18 protein-coding genes and 1 pseudogene are annotated in these 19,976 nt (G+C 66.0%); 8 read left to right on the top strand and 11 right to left on the bottom strand.

Annotated elements, in window-relative coordinates:
- Positions 1-2 precede the first annotated feature (2 nt).
- Complete coding sequence (rodA, locus tag AC1D1Y_RS12880; protein ID WP_477652997.1) at positions 3-1,157, bottom strand: rod shape-determining protein RodA; 1,155 nt, start codon at positions 1,155-1,157, stop codon at positions 3-5.
- A gap of 69 nt (positions 1,158-1,226) precedes the next feature.
- On the opposite strand from rodA, the pseudogene AC1D1Y_RS12875 reads away from it, so the two are divergent.
- The 8 genes and pseudogenes from AC1D1Y_RS12875 to ruvC all read left to right on the top strand — a co-directional run bounded on the left by AC1D1Y_RS12875 (position 1,227) and on the right by ruvC (position 8,633).
- Positions 1,227-1,824, top strand: a pseudogene (locus AC1D1Y_RS12875) (YqiA/YcfP family alpha/beta fold hydrolase).
- A gap of 66 nt (positions 1,825-1,890) precedes the next feature.
- Entirely contained in the window at positions 1,891-3,951 is a 2,061-nt protein-coding gene (locus AC1D1Y_RS12870; RefSeq protein ID WP_477682670.1) for a ribonuclease catalytic domain-containing protein, read from the top strand.
- A gap of 38 nt (positions 3,952-3,989) precedes the next feature.
- On the top strand, positions 3,990-4,838 hold the full coding sequence (locus AC1D1Y_RS12865; protein ID WP_477652993.1) for a TonB family protein: 849 nt from the start codon (positions 3,990-3,992) through the stop codon (positions 4,836-4,838).
- 16 nt (positions 4,839-4,854) lie between these two features.
- The gene (gene aroE / locus AC1D1Y_RS12860; RefSeq protein ID WP_477682669.1) at positions 4,855-5,694 is read left to right on the top strand and encodes a shikimate dehydrogenase; all 840 of its coding nucleotides are present in this window, start codon (positions 4,855-4,857) and stop codon (positions 5,692-5,694) included.
- Positions 5,691-6,431, top strand: coding sequence for a transglycosylase domain-containing protein (locus AC1D1Y_RS12855; RefSeq protein ID WP_477682668.1), 741 nt, complete (start codon positions 5,691-5,693; stop codon positions 6,429-6,431). Before aroE ends, AC1D1Y_RS12855 begins: the two co-directional genes overlap by 4 nt.
- Before the next feature lie 22 nt (positions 6,432-6,453).
- A complete protein-coding gene (locus tag AC1D1Y_RS12850; RefSeq protein WP_477652990.1) occupies positions 6,454-7,086 on the top strand; it encodes a lysophospholipid acyltransferase family protein in 633 nt (210 codons plus the stop codon).
- On the top strand, positions 7,086-8,066 hold the full coding sequence (locus AC1D1Y_RS12845; protein ID WP_477676486.1) for a phosphatidate cytidylyltransferase: 981 nt from the start codon (positions 7,086-7,088) through the stop codon (positions 8,064-8,066). Before AC1D1Y_RS12850 ends, AC1D1Y_RS12845 begins: the two co-directional genes overlap by 1 nt.
- Positions 8,067-8,081: 15 nt before the next feature.
- The gene (ruvC, locus tag AC1D1Y_RS12840; RefSeq protein WP_477676487.1) at positions 8,082-8,633 is read left to right on the top strand and encodes a crossover junction endodeoxyribonuclease RuvC; all 552 of its coding nucleotides are present in this window, start codon (positions 8,082-8,084) and stop codon (positions 8,631-8,633) included.
- 24 nt (positions 8,634-8,657) lie between these two features.
- Here ruvC and AC1D1Y_RS12835 read toward each other — a convergent pair whose 3' ends face one another.
- The 10 genes from AC1D1Y_RS12835 to murD all read right to left on the bottom strand — a co-directional run bounded on the left by AC1D1Y_RS12835 (position 8,658) and on the right by murD (position 19,976).
- Positions 8,658-8,834 carry a hypothetical protein gene (locus tag AC1D1Y_RS12835; RefSeq protein ID WP_477676488.1) on the bottom strand — a complete coding sequence of 59 codons (177 nt, stop codon included), beginning with the start codon at positions 8,832-8,834 and terminating at the stop codon, positions 8,658-8,660.
- 20 nt (positions 8,835-8,854) lie between these two features.
- The gene (gene lpxC / locus AC1D1Y_RS12830; protein ID WP_477682667.1) at positions 8,855-9,778 is read right to left on the bottom strand and encodes a UDP-3-O-acyl-N-acetylglucosamine deacetylase; all 924 of its coding nucleotides are present in this window, start codon (positions 9,776-9,778) and stop codon (positions 8,855-8,857) included.
- Positions 9,779-10,031: 253 nt separating this feature from the next.
- Positions 10,032-11,261 (bottom strand): cell division protein FtsZ, encoded by a 1,230-nt coding sequence (ftsZ, locus tag AC1D1Y_RS12825; RefSeq protein ID WP_477652985.1) that lies wholly within the window; start codon positions 11,259-11,261, stop codon positions 10,032-10,034.
- 149 nt (positions 11,262-11,410) lie between these two features.
- Complete coding sequence (ftsA, locus tag AC1D1Y_RS12820; protein ID WP_436156423.1) at positions 11,411-12,640, bottom strand: cell division protein FtsA; 1,230 nt, start codon at positions 12,638-12,640, stop codon at positions 11,411-11,413.
- Positions 12,641-12,644: 4 nt separating this feature from the next.
- Entirely contained in the window at positions 12,645-13,418 is a 774-nt protein-coding gene (locus tag AC1D1Y_RS12815; protein ID WP_477653307.1) for a cell division protein FtsQ/DivIB, read from the bottom strand.
- Between the two features lie 31 nt (positions 13,419-13,449).
- Positions 13,450-14,427 (bottom strand): D-alanine--D-alanine ligase, encoded by a 978-nt coding sequence (locus tag AC1D1Y_RS12810; protein ID WP_477652984.1) that lies wholly within the window; start codon positions 14,425-14,427, stop codon positions 13,450-13,452.
- The gene (murC, locus tag AC1D1Y_RS12805; RefSeq protein WP_477682666.1) at positions 14,424-15,857 is read right to left on the bottom strand and encodes a UDP-N-acetylmuramate--L-alanine ligase; all 1,434 of its coding nucleotides are present in this window, start codon (positions 15,855-15,857) and stop codon (positions 14,424-14,426) included. Before murC ends, AC1D1Y_RS12810 begins: the two co-directional genes overlap by 4 nt.
- Positions 15,854-16,936: an undecaprenyldiphospho-muramoylpentapeptide beta-N-acetylglucosaminyltransferase gene (gene murG / locus AC1D1Y_RS12800; RefSeq protein WP_477682665.1), complete on the bottom strand. Its 1,083-nt coding sequence runs from the start codon at positions 16,934-16,936 to the stop codon at positions 15,854-15,856. Before murG ends, murC begins: the two co-directional genes overlap by 4 nt.
- On the bottom strand, positions 16,933-18,189 hold the full coding sequence (gene ftsW / locus AC1D1Y_RS12795; protein WP_477682664.1) for a putative lipid II flippase FtsW: 1,257 nt from the start codon (positions 18,187-18,189) through the stop codon (positions 16,933-16,935). Before ftsW ends, murG begins: the two co-directional genes overlap by 4 nt.
- Positions 18,186-19,976 carry a UDP-N-acetylmuramoyl-L-alanine--D-glutamate ligase gene (gene murD, locus AC1D1Y_RS12790; protein ID WP_477682663.1) on the bottom strand — a complete coding sequence of 597 codons (1,791 nt, stop codon included), beginning with the start codon at positions 19,974-19,976 and terminating at the stop codon, positions 18,186-18,188. The genes ftsW and murD overlap by 4 nt, the downstream gene beginning before the upstream one ends.

Genomic DNA, 19,976 nt, shown 5'->3' with positions numbered 1-19,976 from the left:
TCTCAGGTCTGTACCAGGCGCTTGGCCTTGGCGATCGACATCAGCATGCCTATGGCCAGGCCCAGCGTGACCATGGCGGTGCCGCCGTAGCTGATAAAGGGCAGCGGCACACCGACCACCGGCAGGATGCCGCTGACCATGCCCATGTTGACGAAGGCGTAGGTGAAAAAAATCATGGTCAGCGCCCCCGCCAGCAGGCGCGCGAACAGGGTCGAAGCCTCCAGCGCGATGGCCAGCCCGCGCAGGATCAGGAAGATGAAGCCGGCGATCAACAGGAGGTTGCCCAGCAGGCCGAATTCTTCGGAATAGGCGGCGAAGATGAAGTCGGTGGTGCGCTCGGGAATGAATTCCAGGTGCGTCTGCGTGCCGGCCATGAAGCCCTTGCCGGTGATGCCGCCCGAGCCGATGGCGATCATGCCCTGGATGATGTGAAAGCCTTTGCCCAGCGGGTCGCGCGACGGGTCCAGCAGGGTGCAGATGCGCTGCTGCTGGTAGTCGTGCAGGATGGGCCAGCGCACGCCGTCGGCGCAGATCTGCGGCTCGAACCACACCACCAGGAACACGCCGACCAGGCCCAGCAGCACCGGCGGCAGGATCAGCTTCCAGCTCAGGCCCGCGAAAAAGATCACCGCCAGGCCTGCGGCCAACACCAGCAGCGAGGTGCCCAGGTCGGGCTGTTTCATGATCAGGCCCACCGGCATGGCCAGCAGCAGCACGGCGGCCACGAAGTCCAGCGGGCGCAGCTGGCCCTCGCGCTTCTGGAACCACCAGGCCAGCATCAGCGGCATGGCGATCTTGAGGATTTCGCTGGGCTGGATCACCACGCCCACATTGAGCCAGCGCCTGGCGCCTTTTTTGGTCAGGCCGAAAATCGCGACGGCCACCAGCAGGCTCACGCCCGCGATGTACAGCGGCACGGCAAAGGCCATCAGGCGCTGCGGCGGCACCTGCGCCACCACGAACATGATGGCCCCGGCGATCAGCATGTTGCGGCCGTGGTCCACAAAGCGGCTGCCGTGGTCATAGCCCGAGGAGTACATGATCAGCAGGCCCGCGCAGGCCAGCAGGAAGACGGCAAACGCCAGCAGGCCGTCAAAACCCTGCAGCAGGGGCAAAGTTCGCTGGTAAAGAGAGGGTTTGTCGAAAACGGCTGACATGCCGGGGATTATCCGCCAGGGCCCGCGGCCCGGGCCCAAAGACCGTGGACTCCCGTCTACCATGGCGGCATGCGCACCACCCACCTGCTCTACCTGCACGGCTTTCGTTCCTCGCCGCAGTCCATGAAAGCCCAAAAAATGGCAGCCATCGTGGCGCAGTGCCACCCCGCCGTGCACTGGTACTGCCCGCAGTTGCCGCCCTCGCCCGAGGCCGCGCTGCGCGGGGTGATGGACGAAATCGCTCGCTGGCCGCTTGAAGCCGGTTACCAAAGCCTGGCCGTGGTCGGCTCCTCGCTAGGCGGTTTTTTATGCCACCGCCGTGGCCGAGCGAACCGGCTGCAAGGCCGTGCTGCTCAACCCGGCCGTGGAGCCGGCGCGCGACCTGGCCCGCTACATCGGCGAGCAGACCGCCTGGCACAACCCGGACGAGCATTTTTTCTTTGAGCCGCGTTTTGTCGACGAACTCAAGGCCCAGCACGCCGGGCCGCTCAAGGCGCCCGAAAACTACCTGGCCTTCATCGCCAAGGGCGACGAAGTGCTGGACTGGCGCGAAATGGCGGGCCGCTATGCGGGCGCACACCTGCGAATCCTCGAAGGCGGCGACCATGCGCTGAGCGACTTTGACACGCATGTGCCGGAAATCCTCGATTTCCTGGCGCTGGCCTGAAAGCCTGCCCTGAACGGGCTGATTACACTAGCCGGAAGTCATCAAAGACACCAAAGGGATCCCGTTTTGTTTGTATTGTTTGAAGAAGCCGGCAAGTTTCTGGCCGGCCGCATTTTGTCCGAGAGCGATGCCTCGCTGCAGGTGGAGCTCGACTCGGGCAAACGCGTCAAGGTCAAGGGCGTCAACGCCCTGCTGAAATTCGAGAAGCCCGCGCCCGCCGAGCTGATGGCCGCCGGGCAGAAACTGAGCAACGACATCGAGCTCGACCTGGCCTGGGAATTCGCCGGCGAAGGCGAATTCGGCTTTGCCGACCTGGCCCGCGACTATTTCAGCGCCGACGGCAAACCCGCCACGCTGGAGCAGCAGGCTGCAGCGTTGTTCCGCCTCTACGACGCGCCACATTACTTCCGCCGCGCCGGCAAGGGCCGCTTCAAGAAGGCGCCCGCAGAAATTTTGCAGCAGGCCCTGGCCGCCATCGAGAAGAAAAAACAGGTGGCGGCGCAGATCACCGCCTGGGCCGAGGAACTGGGCCGCGGCGAATGCCCGGCGCCGGTGCGCGAGCAGCTCTACAAAATACTGTTCAAGCCCGACAAGAACAGCCCCGAGTACAAGGCCGTGGTCGAAGCCTCGCGCGCCACACACACAGCGCCCCTGGACCTGCTGCAAAAAGCCGGCGCCATCGCCTCGCCCTACCAATTCCACTGGAAGCGCTTCCTGTTCGAGAATTTCCCCAAGGGCACGGGCTTCCCGGCGCTGCAGGCGCCCGAGGTCAAGGACGAACTGCCGCTGGCCGACGTGAAGGCGTTTTCCATCGACGACTCGGCCACCACCGAAATCGACGATGCGCTGTCGGTGCAGGGCCTGGGTAGCGGCACCGTCACGCTGGGCATACACATCGCCGCGCCCGGCCTGGCCGTGCTGCCCGGCAGCCCGATTGACACCGTGGGCCGCGCGCGGCTGTCCACCGTTTACATGCCGGGCTACAAGCTGACCATGCTGCCCGACGAAATCGTCAAAAGCTACACGCTGCAGGAAGGCCGCAATTGCCCATCGCTGTCGCTGTACCTCACGATTGACGAGGCGACGCTGGAAATCAAGGAAAGCGCCACCCGGCTCGAGCAGGTGCCCATCGTCAGCAACCTGCGCCACGACGTACTGGACAGCACCTTCACCGAGGCCTTTTTTGAAGCCGCGCAAACCAGCCCGCCCACCGGCGTGCCCTGGGGTGTGGAACTGACATTCCTGCACCGCCTGGCCAGGCACCTGAAGGTGCAGCGAGAAATCGCGCGCGGCAAGCCCGAAAACTTCAACCGGCCCGATTACAACTTCCGCCTCGACAACCCCACGGGCGGCGAACCCCTGGGCGACGAGGCCGTCAGCATCAGCACGCGCCAGCGCGGCGCGCCGCTGGACCTGATCGTGGCCGAAGCGATGATTTTGGCCAACAGCACCTGGGGCCAGTGGCTGGCCGAGCACGGCGTTCCCGGCATCTACCGCAGCCAGGCCAGCCTGGCGCCCGGCGTGAAGGTGCGCATGGGCACCAAGGCCTTGCCGCACGCGGGCCTGGGCGTCAAAAGTTATGCCTGGAGCACCTCGCCGCTGCGCCGCTATACCGACCTGGTCAACCAGTGGCAGATCATCGCCTGCGCGCGACACGGCCGCACGGCCGCGCTGGCCGCGCCCTTCAAGCCCAAGGATGCCGAGCTGTTCTCCATCATCTCGGGTTTTGACGCCGCCTACAGCGCCTATAACGGCTTCCAGGCCGGCATAGAGCGCTACTGGACGCTCAAATACCTGCAGCAAAACGGCATCACCGAACTGACGGCCACCGCCTTCAAGGACAACCTGGTGCGCGCCGACGAACTGCCGCTGGTGTTGCCCGCGGTGGGCGCGCAGGGCCTGCCGCGCGGCGCGAAAGTGCGCGTGCGGCTGGGCGAGATTGACGAAATCACACTCGACGTGTCGGGCACCGTGACCGAGCGGCTGGACGTGGAACTCGATGAGTCGCCCGACCCGCTCGGTGAGGACGACGGCGAGGCCGAGATGGCCGCGGGCCCGATCTCGATCGCGGTCGATGTCAACGAACCACAAACCGATGCCGCCACCGCGGCTCCGGTAGCCGGTTGACGCCGGATTTCGCGCATAAACACCGATAATCTCCTTCTGTGAAGAACCCCAGCACACTGCAAATCGCCCTCGGCGTCTCCATCGCCGTCCACGTGGTATTGCTGACGGTGCGTTTTGTCGACCCGGAGCGCTTCAACCGCGTGTTCCAGGACACCCCGCTCGAGGTGATCCTGGTCAACGCCAAGTCCAACGAGAAGCCCGACTTCGCCAAGGCCATCGCCCAGGCCTCGCTGGCCGGCGGCGGCGAGGCTGAAAAAGGCCGGGCCACCTCTCCCCTGCCGCCTTCTGCCCTGATGGAACTCGGCGACGCGACGGAAGACGCGCAGCGCAAGGTCGAATCGCTGCAGGAGCAGCAGACCCAGTTGCTGGCGCAGATCAAAAAGCAGCTGGCCTCCATGCCGCCGCCCGACCTGACCCAGCCCGCCAACAGCCCGGCCCAGGCCGAGCGCGAGGAAAAGCGCAAGGCGCTGGTCAAGATCCTGGCCGAGATCGAGCGCCGCATCAACGAAGAAAACGCCCGGCCCAAGAAGCGCTACATCAGCCCGGCCACGCGCGAAGAGGTCTACGCCGTCTATTACGACGAACTGCGCCGCAGGATTGAAGACCGGGGCACCGTCAACTTCCCCGAGCAGGCCGGCAAAAAGCTCTACGGCGAACTCACCATGATCGTCACCGTCAACTTCGACGGCACCGTGCTGGACACGGAAGTGGTGCAAACCTCGGGCAACCTGACGCTGGACCGGCGCGCGCAAAGCATCGTGCGCGGCACCGGGCCCTTCGGCAAATTCAGCGATGCCATGCGCCGCAAGGCCGACCAGATCGTCGTGGTGTCGCGCTTCAAGTTCACCCGCGACGACACGCTAGAGACCAAGCTCACCAGCCGCTGAAGCCCGCACAAGCGTCATGGATCAGTATTACGTCCTGGGCAACCCGATCGCGCACAGCAAGTCGCCGCTGATCCACGCGCGCTTTGCCGAACTCACCGGGCAAGCCCTTCGCTACGAGCGCCTGCTGGTGCCGCTGGAATCCTTCGCCGCCACCCTGGCCCAGCTGCTGCGTGATGGCGTGAAGGGCTGCAACGTCACCGTTCCCTTCAAGCTCGACGCCTTCGGCGCTGCCGCCACGCGCAGCGACCGGGCCCAGCTGGCACAGGCCGCCAACACCCTGGTGCTGCAGGGCAGCGCCGTGCACGCCGACAACACCGACGGTGTGGGCCTGGTGAACGACATCCAGAACAATGCCGGCGTTTCACTGGCCGGTCGCGACGTGCTGCTGATAGGCGCGGGCGGCGCGGGCGCCGGTGCGCTGGCGCCGCTGCTGGCCGCCGGGCCGCGCCGGCTGGTGCTGGTCAACCGCACGCGGGCCAAGGCCGACGCGCTGGTCGCGCGGCACAAGGCGCACGCCTCCCTGCAGGGCCTGCTCCAGAAAACCGACCTGCTGACCGAAGAGCTGCAGGGGCTGCAAGGCACTTTCGACGTGGTCATCAACGCCAGCGCGAGCAGCCTGGCGGGCACCGGCGTGCCGGTCTCCGCCAGTGTGCTCAAACCCGGCGCGCTGGCCTGCGACATGATGTACGGCCCGGCCGCGGCCGGCTTCATTGCCTGGGCCCAGGAAAATGGCGCCACGCCGCGCGACGGCCTGGGCATGCTGGTAGAGCAGGCCGCCGAGGCCTTCGAGCTGTGGCGCAAGGTACGCCCGCCTTCCGCGCAGGTGCTGCGGGAAATGCGGGCGCTGCTGGCATGAAAGCGCTGTTCAGGCTGGTCGGCCTGGGCCTGCTGGCCGGCCTGGCCCTGCAATTCTTTTTTGTGGCGCGCATCGCCGTGATGGCCGTGGTCGACCCGGAGTCCACCGCCTTCCAGCGTTCGGAGGCCTACCTGGTCGCGCGTAACACCGGCACCCTGAAATGGCGGCAGCAATGGGTGCCCTACGACGAACTGCCCGATACCCTCAAGCGCGCGGTCATCGCGTCCGAGGACGCCAGCTTTGCCGAGCACGACGGCGTGGACATGGAGGCGCTGGAAAAAGCCTGGGACAAAAATGCCAAGGCCGAGCAGCGCGCCGCGCAGTCGGCCAGCCGGCTGGCGCCCGCCAAAGCGGCGGCCAGGCCCGTGAAGATCGTGGGCGGTTCCACCATCACGCAGCAGCTGGCCAAAAACCTGTTCCTGTCGGGCGAGCGCACGTTGCTGCGCAAGGGCCAGGAACTGGTGCTGACACTGCTGCTGGAAGCGCTGCTGAACAAGGAGCGCATCCTGGAGATCTACCTCAACAACGTGGAATGGGGCGAAGGCGTGTTCGGCGCCGAGGCAGCGGCCCAGCATTACTACCGCAAGCCCGCGGCCAAGCTGGGCGCCTACGAGGCCGCGCGCCTGGCCGTGATGCTGCCGCGGCCCAAGTATTTTGAAACCCGGCCCGGCTCAGGCTACCTCGCCTCGCGCGCCGGCACCATCGTGGCCCGCATGGGCGGCGTCGAACTGCCTTGAGGCGCACAAAGGCAATCGGCCCATGAACGACAAACTTTCTCCCGTGCTGGCCAAGCTCATGGGCTTGTTCCTGCTGGGCCTGATCCGCACCCTGACCGGCGCCCAGGCGCGCTGGCAGGGCTGCCCGCCCAAGGCGGAACAGCGGATTTATTTCGCCAACCACCAAAGCCATGCCGACCTGGTGCTGATGTGGGCGGCCCTGCCCGAAGAGCTGCGCAGCATCACGCGGCCCATCGCGGCCAAGGATTACTGGACCAAGACGCCCTTCAAGCAATGGATCACCACGGCGGTGTTTAACGCCATTTACGTGGACCGCGCCAAGACCGGCGACCAGGACCCGCTGGAACCGCTGATCGAGGCACTGACCAACGGCGACTCCATCATCCTGTTCCCCGAAGGCACGCGCGGCAACCACGAGGAGCCGCAGAAATTCAAGGCCGGCCTCTACAACCTGGCGCTCAAATTCCCCGGCGTGGTGCTGGTGCCCGCCTGGATCAACAATGTGCAGCGCGTCATGCCCAAGGGCGAGGTCGTGCCGGTGCCCATCCTGTGCTCGGTCACCTTCGGCGCGCCCATCGCCCTGGGCGCCGGTGAAGACCGCGGCGAATTCCTGGCCCGCGCGCGCCAGGCCGTCATGGATCTGCGAGAGTCCTGATGAACACTTTCCTGCGCAATCTTTCGCCTTCGCACCAGGTCGGCCTGCTGTTCGTGCTGGTCTTCGGCATCCTGGCCGCCATCAGTGTCGCCGCCTTCGTGATGTCGCTCAGGGACACCCACGAGGATGACCTGCATACCCAGAAGCTCAAGGAATTCAACGGCGTCCTGCGCACCTCCTGGCTGATGTCCACGGTGTTCTGGATAGGCTGGACGCTGGGCGAGACCGTGGCCACCGTGCTGTTCGGGCTGGTCGCTTTTTTTGCGCTGCGCGAGTTCATCACGCTCTCGCCCACGCGACAGGGAGACCACCGCAGCCTGGTGCTGGCTTTCTTTGTGGTGCTGCCGGTGCAGTTCGCGCTGGTGATCGCGCAGCGCTTCGACCTGATCACCGTGTTCATCCCGGTCTACGTGTTCCTGGCGATCCCGGTGGTCAGCGCACTGGCCGACGACCCGCAGCGCTTCCTGGAGCGCAACGCCAAGCTGCAATGGGGCATCATGGTCTGCGTCTACGGCATCAGCCACGTGCCCGCCCTGATGCTGCTGAAGTTTCCCAACTATGACGGCAAGAACGCCTTCCTGGTGTTCTTCCTGGTGTTCGTGGTGCAAAGCTGCATGATCGTGGAGTACGTGGTCGGCCGCAGGCTGAAGCGCCCGCCCAGCGCACCCAATGTGAGCAAGAGCTTCAACTGGACCAGCTGGCTGATCGCCGTCGTGGCGGCCAGCCTGCTGGGCGGCCTGCTGGCGGGCCTCACGCCCTTCAAGCCGGCGCAGGCCGTAGCCATGGCCTTTATCGCCTGCGTCTCCGGCTCGCTGGGCCACCTGGTGATGAAAGCGCTCAAGCGCGACCGCGGCATTCCCAACTGGGGCAAACGCGGTGTGGGCGTGACCGGCGCCAGCGGCCTGCTGGACCGCGTCGATGCCCTGTGCTTCGGCGCGCCCATCTTCTTCCATTCGGTCCGCTGGTATTTCGGCCTCTAAGGCCAGGCGGCATCGATGCGCATCCTAGGCATAGACCCCGGCCTGCAGACCTCCGGCTTCGGTGTGGTCGACGTGGACGGCCCGCACCTGCGCTATGTGGCCAGCGGCACCATCAAGACCACGCACCTGGAGCGCGCCGACCTGCCGGGCCGGCTCAAGGTGCTGTTCCAAGGCGTGTGCGAGGTGGTGGAGCGTTACCAGCCTGACACGGCCTCAGTCGAAATCATCTTCGTGAACGTCAACCCACAGGCCACCCTGCTGCTGGGCCAGGCCCGCGGCGCCTGCATCACCGCGCTGGTTTCGCGCGACCTGGCGGTGACCGAATACACGGCGCTGCAGCTCAAAAAAGCCGTGGCCGGCTACGGCAAGGCCGGCAAGGCCGAGGTGCAGGAAATGGTGATGCGACTGCTCAAGCTGCCTTCGCTGCCCGGCAAGGATGCGGCCGACGCGCTGGGCCTGGCAATCACCCACGCCCACGTGGGCAGTGCCATGGCACGGCTGGCGCAAGCAGCCGGCGGCACGGGTGCAGGCATGACCAAGAATTACCGCGGCGGACGCAGCCGCTGACGCGGCTTGGAATGTGAAAGGCCCTTAGGCCACGCGCTCGAGAATCAGCACCGCGAAGAAGCCGAAGGCGGCGATCAGCGTCCATTTGAGGATGATCAGGCCGAAGCGCTTGTAGCGCGCCTGGCCGGTGCCCGCGTAAAACATGAAGGCCACCACGGCGGCCAGCAAAAACAGCAGGATGAGCCAGCGAAACAGCAGCATGGGGATGCCCTGTGCCGCAGCTACCAGGCGCGTGCCAGCGTGGCAAAACCCCGGGGCGCCTTTTTCTCGTCCGCAAAGGTGACGACTTCGTAGGCGTCCTTGTGCGCCAGCAGTTCGTGCAGCAGCTTGTTGTTCATCGCGTGGCCGGAGCGAAACGCGCTGTAGGCGGCCAGCAGCGGCTTGCCCAGCAAATACAGGTCGCCCATGGCGTCGAGGATCTTGTGCTTCACGAACTCGTCGTTGTAGCGCAGGCCGTCGCTGTTGAGCACCTTGTAGTCGTCCATCACGATGGCGTTGTCCAGCCCGCCGCCCAGGGCCAGGCCGTTGGCGCGCATCATTTCGACGTCCTTGGTGAAACCGAAGGTGCGGGCCCGCGCGATGTCGCGCGAGTAAGCGCCCGAGCCCATGTCGAACTCCACGCGCTGGCCGGTGGAATCCACCGCCGGGTGGTCGAAATCGATTTCAAAGCTGAGCTTGTAACCCTCGTAGGGGCTCAGGCGCGCCCACTTGGTGTTCGTACCCTCGCCTTCGCGCACTTCCACCGGCTTGATCACGCGGATAAAACGCTTGGGCGCGGCCTGCAGTTCAATGCCGGCCGACTGCAGCAAAAACACGAACGACGACGCCGAACCGTCCAGGATGGGCACTTCCTCGGCCGTGATGTCGACGCAAAGGTTGTCGATGCCCAGGCCCGCGCAGGCCGACATCAAATGCTCCACCGTGTGCACCTTGGCGCTGCCGCTGGAAATCGTCGACGCCAGACGCGTGTCCGTCACCGCCTGCGCCGAGATATGAATGTCCACCGGCTGCGGCAGATCCACCCGGCGAAACACAATGCCCGTGTCCGGCGCCGCAGGGCGCAAGGTCAGCTCCACCCGCTGCCCGCTGTGCAGGCCCACGCCCACGGCTTTGGTCAGGGATTTAAGGGTTCTTTGGGCAAGCATGGGTTCTATTTTAGTTGGCGCAAGGCCATTTCAAGGGTAGGGGATAGCAATGCTGGGCATAGGCAGGGTGCATTGGCCTCGACCTCAGCCACTCCAGCGACGCGCGCCCGCCCCACTACCCAACGGCGATTAATGGGATGGAAAGCGTAGCGAGCAGCCCGAGATTGAGGCGAGGAGCGGAACCGTACTCCGGTACGGTGAGCACCACAGCCTCAAGATCGGGTTCCGCAGTAGCTTTACACCCATTAAGCGATTAATCGGCTTGTTTGCGGAGAAAGGCCGGGATTTCGAAGTCGTCCATCCCGCCGGATGCCAGCGCATCCACCTTCGCCGCAGCCTGCGTCCGATTGGTACGCCACACGCTAGGCACGGCCATATTGCCGTAGTCCGGCTGGGCCGAACCCGCGCCCATCTGCGTTGCGCCGCCGGCACCGGCCGTGGTATTCAGCGTAGGCACGTTGAAAGGCACGTTGTCGGTTCCGGTGCGCAGCACCTGCAGCGGCGGCGCATGGCGGCGCACGCCCTGGCGCGACAACCCCGTCGCGACCACGGTCACGCGGATCTCATCGCCCAGCACATCGTCATAGGCCGTGCCATAGATCACGTGCGCATCGGGCGAGGCATAAGCGCGGATGGTGTTCATCGCAAGCTTGGATTCGCTCAGCTTGAGCGATCCCTTGGCCGCCGAGATCAGCACCAGCACGCCCTTGGCGCCCGACAGGTCGATGCCTTCGAGCAGCGGGCAGGCCACGGCCTGCTCGGCGGCGATGCGCGCGCGGTCCGGGCCGTTGGCCTTGGCCGTTCCCATCATGGCCTTGCCGGGCTCGCCCATCACGGTGCGCACGTCCTCAAAGTCGACGTTCACATGGCCGGGCACGTTGATGATTTCGGCAATGCCGCCCACGGCGTTTTTCAGCACGTCGTTGGCATGCGCGAAAGCCTCGTCCTGCGTCACGTCGTCGCCCAGCACTTCGAGCAGCTTTTCGTTCAGCACCACGATCAGCGAGTCGACATTGGCTTCGAGCTCGGCCAGGCCGAGGTCGGCGTTGGTCATGCGGCGGCCGCCTTCGAATTCGAAGGGCTTGGTCACCACGCCGACCGTCAGGATGCCCATCTCCTTGGCGATGCGCGCGATCACGGGTGCCGCGCCGGTGCCGGTGCCGCCGCCCATGCCGGCGGTGATGAACAGCATGTGCGCGCCGTCAATCGCGCTGCGAATGTCGTCCGCCGCCAGCTCGGCCGCGTCGCGGCCCTTGTCGGGCTTGCTGCCCGCGCCCAGGCCGCTGCTGCCCAGCTGGATGGTCTTGTGGGCGCTGCCGCGGCTGAGCGCCTGCGCGTCCGTGTTAGCGCAGATGAATTCGACGCCTTGCACGCCGCATTCGATCATGTGCCCGACGGCATTGCCGCCGCCGCCGCCGACACCGATCACCTTGATCTGTGTGCCCTGGTTGAATTCTTCGATTTCAATCATTTCGATGCTCATTGGGAGCCTCCTAATCAATAAACTGCAGTTGCCAATAATCGGAAATTTGTATTTATGGTTGACATGGCTTTCTCACGCAGGGGGATCCGCCCCGCCCGAATGCATACAACGCGAGGGCCTGCCGATAAAAGTGGAATAGGTTTTCATGGTCAGAAATTCCCCACAAACCAGTCTTTGACCTTGCCGAATGCGTTGTGCACGCTGCCCGCCTTCTGCGACACCTTGTAGCCGCGCATGCGGGCCAGCCGGGCCTCTTCGAGCAAGCCCATCACGGTGGCGGCACGGGCCTGGGCCACCATGTCGGACAGCGCGCTGGAGTAGCGAGGTATGCCGCGCCGCACCGGCTTGAGGAAAATGTCCTCGCCGAGCTCCACCATGCCGGGCATGACGGCGCTGCCGCCGGTAATGACGATGCCGGACGACAGCACCTCTTCATAGCCCGACTCGCGTATCACCTGCTGTACCAGTGAAAAAATCTCTTCGATGCGCGGCTCGATCACGCCAGCCAGCGCCTGTTTGCTCAGCATGCGCGGGCCGCGGTCGCCCAGGCCGGGCACCTCCACCTGCTGGTCCGGGTCAGCCAGCAGCTGCTTGGCATAACCGCTTTCCACCTTGATGTCTTCGGCGTCCTTGGTGGGCGTGCGCAGCGCCATGGCGATGTCGCTGGTGATCAGGTCGCCGGCGATCGGGATCACCGCGGTGTGCCGGATGGCGCCGCCGGTGAAGATGGCGACGTCGGTGGTGCCCGCGCCTATGTCGACCAGCGCCACGCCGAGCTCCTGCTCGTCCTGCGTGAGCACTGCCAGGCTGGAGGCCAACGGGTTGAGCATCAACTGGTCCACTTCCAGCCCGCAGCGCCGCACGCACTTGATGATGTTCTCGGCCGCGCTCTGCGCGCCGGTCACGATGTGCACCTTGGCTTCCAGGCGTATGCCGCTCATGCCTATGGGCTCGCGCACGTCCTGGCCGTCGATGACGAACTCCTGCGGCTCGACCAGCAGCAGGCGCTGGTCGGTCGAGATGTTGATGGCCTTGGCGGTTTCGATCACACGCGCCACGTCGGCCTGGGTGACTTCCTTGTCCTTAACCGCCACCATGCCGCTGGAGTTGATGCCGCGGATGTGGCTGCCGGTGATGCCGGTGTAGACGCGGGCGATCTTGCAGTCGGCCATCAGTTCGGCCTCTTTCAACGCCTGCTGGATGCTCTGCACCGTGGCGTCGATGTTGACCACCACGCCGCGCTTGAGGCCGTTGCTCGCCGCGATGCCCAGGCCCGCGAGCTTGAGCTCGCCGCCCGGCATGACCTCGGCCACCACGGCCATGACCTTGCTGGTGCCGATGTCCAGCCCAACCACGAGATCTTTGTATTCCTTGGCCATATGTTTACCTTTTTTTCTTTCCGTCGTCTTTGTCAGCGGGGTTTCCCGTGGTGACACCCCTGAGCCTGATCGCATAGCCGTTGCCGTAACGCAGGTCGGCGGACTCCAGGTCCCGTCCGTAGCGCGACGACACCTGCGTCACCGTGGCGAGAAAAAGGCGCGTGCGCGCCTCGATCTCCTGCGGCGACCCGTGGCCGAGTTCGATCACGGCGCCGTTGTCGAGCTGGGCGCGCCAGCTGCCCTGGCCGCTCAGTTGCAGCTGTTCCAGCGAGGCATCCGTCTCATCAAACAGCGGCGAAAGCACCTGGTAGGCCTGCAGCACCAGCGGCGCCTGGCCTTGCGGGCCGTTCAGCACCGGCAGGACTTCAGCCTCGACCTCGCCCTGGTTGGCTTCGAACACCTCGCCAAAGTTGTTGACCAGGCGTGCGTCGCTTTCGGCGCCCCAGAAGGCCACCGGCTTGTGTTCCTGCAGCACCACCTTGAGGCGGTTCGGGAATTCGCGCTGCACCAGCGCCCGCCGCACCCAGGGCACGGACTCGAACACCGCGCGCGTGGCGGCCAGGTCCACCGTGAAAAAATTGCCGGCCAGCCGGGGCGCCACGTTGGCGCGCAGCGTGACCGCGTTGTTGTGTATCAGGTCGCCCTGCACGCGGATCGCGCTCAGGCTGAACAGCGACTGGCGCAGCACCCAGGCGACGCCCAACGCCACGACCATGGCGGCAAACGCCAGGCCCAGGACCACCGAGAAGGTGTTCATGAGCTTGACGTCCAGCGGCATGGCGATGGGTTTGGGCGTTCTGCGGTTCAAATTACGCCTCCCCCTGTTTCTGGTGGTCCAGCGTGGCGGTCTTGAGCACTTCGACGCACAGGTCTTCGTAGGAAATGCCGGCCGCGCGCGCGGACATGGGCACCAGCGAGTGGCCCGTCATGCCGGGCGAAGTGTTGATCTCGAGCAGGTAGGGTTTGCGCGTGGCCTTGTCGATCATCACGTCGGCGCGCGCCCAGCCGCGGCAGTTGAGGATGCGGAAGGCGTCCAGCACCAGCTGCTGGATGACGGCTTCTTCGCCTTCGGGCAATCCGCAGGGCACCAGGTATTGCGTGGTGTCGGTGAAGTATTTGTTCTGGTAGTCGTAGTTGCCGTCGGGCGCGACGATGCGGATCACCGGCAGCGCGTGCGCACCGGCGCCGGTGCCCAGCACCGGGCAGGTCACTTCGTCGCCGCTGATGAACTGCTCGCAGAGCACGTCGGCATCGAGCTTTTCAGCCTGTGCCACCGCCTCGGCCATGCCCTCCCGGCTGGTGACCTTGGTGAGACCGATGGAAGAACCCTCGCGCGCGGGCTTGACGATCAGCGGCAGGCCCAGCGCGTCGGGCACGGCGGCGATGTCGGCCGCGCCGTAGGCGCCGCGGCGCAGCAAACGGTACTGGGGCGTCGGCAGCCCCTCGGAGATCATCACGCGTTTGGTCATGACCTTGTCGATGGCCATGCTGGAGGCCATGACTCCGGAGCCGGTGTAGGGAATGCCCAGCAGCTCCAGCGCGCCCTGCACCGTGCCGTCTTCGCCGAAGCGGCCGTGCAGCGCGATAAAGCAGCGCGCAAAGCCGTCTTTCTTGAGCTGGGAAAGGTCGCGCTCGGCCGGGTCGAAGGCATGGGCATCCACACCGCGCGAGCGCAGCGCCTTGAGCACGCCGCTGCCCGACATCAGCGAAACTTCGCGCTCGGCCGACATGCCGCCCATCAGGACGGCGACCTTGCCGAATTGGGAGGTGTTCTCGTTCTGTTTCATGCCGGGGCTCCTGCGGTCTTGGGGTGTCCTGCCGGATCCAGCATCTCGGCCACCCGGGCGGGCACCTGGCCTATGGAGCCGGCACCCATGCACATCACGACGTCGCCGCCCAATGCGTTGTCCACAATCGCCTGCGGCATGGCCTCGATCTCATCGACGAAGACGGGTTCGAGCTTGCCGGCCACGCGCAGCGCGCGCGCCAGCGAACGGCCGTCGGCCGCCACGATGGGCGGCTCGCCCGCGGCATAGACCTCGGACAGCAGCACGGCGTCAGCCTGGCCGATGACCTTGACGAAATCCTCAAAGCAGTCACGGGTGCGCGTGTAGCGGTGCGGCTGGAAGGCCAGCACCAGGCGCCGGCCCGGAAAGGCGCCGCGCGCGGCGGCCAGCGTCGCGGCCATCTCGACCGGGTGGTGGCCGTAGTCCTCGATCACGGTGAAATGCCCGCCATCCTTGGCCGGCATGTCGCCGTAGCTCTGGAAGCGCCGGCCCACGCCGCGGAAGTCGGCCAGGGCTTTTTGCACCGCCGCATCGGGCACGTTGAGCTCGACCGCGATGGCAATCGCCGACAGGGCGTTAAGCACGTTGTGCTCGCCGGCCAGGTTGAGCACCACTTCCAGGTCGGGCAAGGTGACGCCGTTGCGCCGCTGCGCCGTGAAATGCATCTGCGCGCCCACCGGCCGCACGTTGACGGCACGCACCTGCGCGTCCTCGCCGAAACCGTAGCTGGTGATGGGGCAGGAGACCTGCGGCACGATATCGCGCACGGCCGGGTCGTCGGTGCACAGGATCGCCGTGCCGTAAAACGGCATGCGGTGCAGGAAGTCGACAAAGGCCTTCTTGAGGTTGCCGAAATCATGGCCGTAGGTTTCCATGTGGTCGGCGTCGATGTTGGTGACGACGGCCATCACGGGCAGCAGGTTCAGGAAGGAGGCATCCGATTCGTCTGCCTCGACCACGATGTAGTCGCCCGAGCCGAGCTTGGCGTTGGCGCCCGCGCTGTTCAGCCGACCGCCGATCACGAAGGTGGGGTCCAGGCCGCCTTCGGCCAGCACGCTGGCCACCAGGCTGGTGGTGGTGGTCTTGCCGTGCGTGCCCGCGATGGCGATGCCCTGCTTGAGGCGCATCAATTCCGCCAGCATCAGCGCGCGCGGCACCACGGGGATGCGTTTTTCGCGCGCCGCCAGCACCTCGGGGTTATCGGCCTGCACCGCGGTGGAGGTCACGACCGCATCGACCTTGGCCAGGTTGCCCGCCGCATGGCCGACAAAGGTCTTGATGCCGAGCTTTGCCAGGCGCTGCAGCGTGGCGCTGTCCGACAGGTCGGAACCGGAGATGGCGTAACCCAGGTTGTGCAGCACCTCGGCAATGCCGGACATGCCGGCGCCGCCCAGGCCGATGAAATGGATGTTCTTGATGGCGTGTTTCATGTCGCCAGCTCCTCGCAGGCGGCCACCACGCGTGCGGTGGCATCGGTTTTTTGCATGGTCTTGGCCTGCAGGGCGCGCTCCAGCAAGGTGTAGCGCGTGGTGGTTTTCAGAATGTTGGCCAGCTTCTCAGCGCTGAGATCGCGCTGCTGGATCAGCCAGCCGCCGCCCTGGTCCACCAGGAATTTCGCATTGCTGGTCTGGTGGTCGTCGACGGCGGCCGGGAAAGGCACGAACAGCGCCGCGGCGCCGACGGCCGCGATCTCGGTCACGGTGCTGGCGCCGGCGCGGCAGATGATGAGGTCGGCATCGGCAAAGGCCTGGGCGGTGTCTTCGATAAACGGCGTGAGCTCGGCCTGCACGCCGGCTGCCGCGTAGTTGGCGCGCAGCGCGTCGATCTGCTGGGCGCCGCTCTGGTGCCTGACCTGCGGGCGCTCGCCGGCGGGAATCAGCGCCAGCGCCTTGGGTACGATGTCATTGAGCCCGCGCGCTCCCAGGCTGCCGCCCACTACCAGCAACTTGAGCGGCCCGCCGCGGTCGGCAAAACGCTCGACCGGGCCGGGCTGGCACGTGAAGGCCGGGCGCAGCGGATTGCCTATCCATTCGGCCTTGCGGAACACGCCGGGAAAAGCGGTGAAGACACGGTCGGCCACACCGGCCAGCACCTTGTTGACCATGCCGGCGACCGAATTCTGCTCATGCAGCACCAGCGGCTTGCCCAGCAGCACGCTCATCATGCCGGCAGGAAAGCTGATGTAGCCACCCAGGCCGACGACCACGTCGGGCTTGACGCGGCGCACCACCTGGATGCTTTGCCAGAAGGCCTTGAGCAGGCGCAATGGCAGGAACACCAGCGTGGCCGGGCCCTTGCCGCGCACGCCGGAAAAATCGATGTGCTCGAAAGCGAAGCCGCGCGGCGGCACCAGCTGGCTTTCCATGCTGGGACGGCTCGCGCTGCCCAGGCCGCCCAGCCAGTGCACACGCCAGCCGCGCTCACGCAGGGCCTCAGCCACGGCCAGGCCGGGGAAGATGTGGCCGCCGGTTCCACCGGCCATGACCAGGGCGCAGTGCTGCTTGCTCATGCGCGCCCTCCCCTCATCAGCAGCCGATTCTCGTAGTCGATTCGCAGCACCACCGCCAGCGAAATCAAATTCATCAAGATCGCCGACCCGCCATAACTCATCAGCGGCAGGGTCAACCCCTTGGTCGGCAAGGCGCCCAGGTTCACGCCGATGTTGATGAAGGTCTGGAAACCTATCCAGATGCCCACGCCCTGCGCGACCAGGCCGGCGAAGAGGCGGTCCAGCGCGATCGACTGGCGGCCTATGTGCATGATGCGACGCGTCATCCACATGAAGAGGCCGATCACGGCCAGCACGCCCAGCAGGCCGAACTCCTCGCCGATCACGGCCATCAGGAAGTCGGTGTGCGCCTCGGGCAGCCAGTGCAGTTTTTCGATGCTGCCGCCCAGGCCGACGCCGAAGATCTCGCCGCGGCCGAAGGCGATCAGCGAGTGCGAAAGCTGGTAGCCCTTGCCCATGGAATATTTGTCGCTCCACGGATCCAGGTAGGCAAAGATCCGCTCGCGCCGCCATTCGCTGAGCATCACCATCAGGCTGAAGGCGACCACCACCACGGCCGCGATGACGAAGAACATGCGCGCATTGACGCCGCCCAGGAAAAGTATGCCCATGGCGATAACGGAGATCACCATGAAAGCGCCCATGTCGGGCTCGGCCAGCAACAGCAGGCCGACGATGGCGATGGCGATGGCCATGGGCATCACGGCGCGGAAGAAGCGCTCTTTCACTTCCATCTTGCGCACCATGTAGTCAGCCGCGTACAGCAGCACCGCGAACTTCGCGAGTTCCGAGGGCTGGAAGTTCATGATGCCGATGGAAATCCAGCGGCGGGCGCCGTTGACGCCCTTGCCGATGAAGGGCACCAGCACCAGGATCAGCAGCAGCAGGGAAATGACGAACAGCCAGGGTGCAAGCTTTTCCCAGGTCGCGAGCGGCACCTGGAAGGCCAGCACGGCGACGATGAAGGCGACCACCAGCGACAGCACATGGCGCGTCACAAAATGGGTGTGGGCATAACGCGCGAACTTGGGGTTGTCGGGCATGGCCACGGAGGCTGAATACACCATGACCAGGCCCCACATCAGCAAGGCCACCGTGACCCAGAGCAGCGCCTGGTCGAAACCGGCCATGCGCACGGGCGGCGCCGCCAGCGAGCGCGACAAGCTCTGCCCGCCCAGCCGGACGGGCAGGACCTCGGCCGCGGCCTTGCCGAAGCCGGAGAACCAGCCTGAAAGACGCGCGGCAACCGTCACAGCACCTCCCCCTGGTCGCGGGCCAAGGCCTGCACCGCTTCGCAAAAGACGCGGGCGCGGTGCTCGTAGTTGTCGAACATGTCGAAGCTGGCGCAGGCCGGCGACATCAGCACGGCGTCGCCGGTCTGGGCCTGCTGCGCCGCCAGGGTGACGGCTTCTTCCATCGAGACGGCGTCAAACATCGGGATGTTGCGCGGCAGGACTTCCTTGATGAGGGGCGCGTCGCGGCCTATCAGCACCACGGCCCGCACATGGCGCTGCACGGGATCGGCCAGCGGCGAAAAATCCTGCCCCTTGCCTTCGCCGCCCAGGATCAGCACCAGCTTGCGCTCCAGGCCCAGGCCCGTGAGTGCCGCCACGGTGGCCCCTACGTTGGTGCCCTTGCTGTCGTCGAAGTACTCGACGTCCTTGACCACGGCCACCGACTCCACGCGGTGCGGCTCGCCGCGGTATTCGCGCAGGCCGTGCAGCATGGGCGCCAGGGTGCAGCCCGCGGCCACGGCCAGGCCCAGCGCCGCCAGGGCGTTGGTGGCGTTGTGGCGCCCGCGTATACGCAGGGCCTCGATGGGCATCAGGCGCTGCACGTGCAGTTCCACCTCTTCATCCTTGCGGCGCTTGATGGTTTCGTCGGCCTCGGCCGCGCGGACCAGCCAGGTCATGCCGTTGACGGTTTCAATGCCATAGTCGCCGGGGCGCTGCGGTTCGCCGGCGCCGAAGGTGGCGTGGGGACGCAGTTGCGGCGGCTTCAGGCGCACCTTGACGGGCGGCGGCAGCATGGCCATCACACGCGCGTCGTCGCGGTTGAGCAGCATGAAGGTGCCGGCGCCGAACACCCTGGCCTTGGCCGCGGTGTAGGCGTCCATGTCGCCGTGCCAGTCCAGGTGGTCTTGTGTAATGTTAAGCACCACGGCGGCCGTCGGTTCAAAGCCTTGCACGTCGGCCAGCTGGAAGCTGGACAGTTCCAGCACCCAGACCTGCGGCAGGGTTTGCGCATCCATGTGGGTCGACAGCGTGTCCAGCAGCGTCGGGCCGATATTGCCGGCCACGGCCACGGTTTTGCCGGCGCGCTGCACCAGCTGGCCCAGCAGCGAGGTCACCGTGGTCTTGCCGTTGGTGCCGGTGATGGCCAGCACTGCCGGCCGGTAGCCCGGCTCGGGTTCGGCCTGGGCCAGCGCCAGCAAGGCGGGCAGCGCCGATTCTTCGCCGGCTTCGTCGGGCACAGGGGCGGCGTCCGGGACGAGCGCTGCGGCTGCTTCATGAATATCGCCAGAGGCATCGGCCGCCAGGGCGGCTTCGCCTTCAGATGCATCAGGGGTCACAGCGCTTTCATCAACCGTATCGGTCTCGTCAGGCGTATCCGACGCATCCGGCGTATCCGGCGCATCAGATGCATCAAGCGCATCGGGCAAAGCTGTTTCACCCGGCACCTCGGCCGCCGGCGGTTCGCGCAAATCCGCCAAAGCCCGCGCAAACAGGTCCAGCTCACCGCCCACAGGCAGGCCCATGGCGCGCGCGGCATCGGCCACGGGGGCAATGGTCGCCGGCGCCAGGCCGGGCGAACGGTAGACGGCGCGCACGGCCGTGCCTTGCACCAGTTCAGGCGTGAAGGCGCCGCCGACAAAAGCGACGCCCGGCAGTTCCTCGCGCAGCGTGGCGAGCAGGGGCGGCGTTTCGCGCGTGTCGGCGACCGTCACATGCGCTCCGTGGCGGGCGCACCAGCGCGCCATGGCCAGGCCGGACGCACCCAGGCCCAGGATCAACACGGTTTGGTCTTGTAAATGCCGCAT

The sequence above is a fragment of the Polaromonas sp. P1_G1 genome (genome assembly GCF_056405595.1).
Note: the sequence above shows the minus strand (reverse complement) of the source record. Positions and strands in the feature narration are given on the sequence as shown.

Excerpts from the sequence above, each read along its gene's own strand:
- rodA (WP_477652997.1), bottom strand. The coding sequence starts at position 1,157 with ATGTCAGCCGTTTTCGACAAACCCTCTCTTTACCAGCGAACTTTGCCC.
- aroE (WP_477682669.1), top strand. The coding sequence starts at position 4,855 with ATGGATCAGTATTACGTCCTGGGCAACCCGATCGCGCACAGCAAGTCG.
- AC1D1Y_RS12855 (WP_477682668.1), top strand. The coding sequence starts at position 5,691 with ATGAAAGCGCTGTTCAGGCTGGTCGGCCTGGGCCTGCTGGCCGGCCTG.
- AC1D1Y_RS12850 (WP_477652990.1), top strand. The coding sequence starts at position 6,454 with ATGAACGACAAACTTTCTCCCGTGCTGGCCAAGCTCATGGGCTTGTTC.
- AC1D1Y_RS12845 (WP_477676486.1), top strand. The coding sequence starts at position 7,086 with ATGAACACTTTCCTGCGCAATCTTTCGCCTTCGCACCAGGTCGGCCTG.
- ruvC (WP_477676487.1), top strand. The coding sequence starts at position 8,082 with ATGCGCATCCTAGGCATAGACCCCGGCCTGCAGACCTCCGGCTTCGGT.
- AC1D1Y_RS12835 (WP_477676488.1), bottom strand. The coding sequence starts at position 8,834 with ATGCTGCTGTTTCGCTGGCTCATCCTGCTGTTTTTGCTGGCCGCCGTG.
- lpxC (WP_477682667.1), bottom strand. The coding sequence starts at position 9,778 with ATGCTTGCCCAAAGAACCCTTAAATCCCTGACCAAAGCCGTGGGCGTG.
- ftsZ (WP_477652985.1), bottom strand. The coding sequence starts at position 11,261 with ATGAGCATCGAAATGATTGAAATCGAAGAATTCAACCAGGGCACACAG.
- ftsA (WP_436156423.1), bottom strand. The coding sequence starts at position 12,640 with ATGGCCAAGGAATACAAAGATCTCGTGGTTGGGCTGGACATCGGCACC.
- AC1D1Y_RS12815 (WP_477653307.1), bottom strand. The coding sequence starts at position 13,418 with ATGCCGCTGGACGTCAAGCTCATGAACACCTTCTCGGTGGTCCTGGGC.
- AC1D1Y_RS12810 (WP_477652984.1), bottom strand. The coding sequence starts at position 14,427 with ATGAAACAGAACGAGAACACCTCCCAATTCGGCAAGGTCGCCGTCCTG.
- murC (WP_477682666.1), bottom strand. The coding sequence starts at position 15,857 with ATGAAACACGCCATCAAGAACATCCATTTCATCGGCCTGGGCGGCGCC.
- murG (WP_477682665.1), bottom strand. The coding sequence starts at position 16,936 with ATGAGCAAGCAGCACTGCGCCCTGGTCATGGCCGGTGGAACCGGCGGC.
- murD (WP_477682663.1), bottom strand. The coding sequence starts at position 19,976 with ATGCGGCATTTACAAGACCAAACCGTGTTGATCCTGGGCCTGGGTGCG.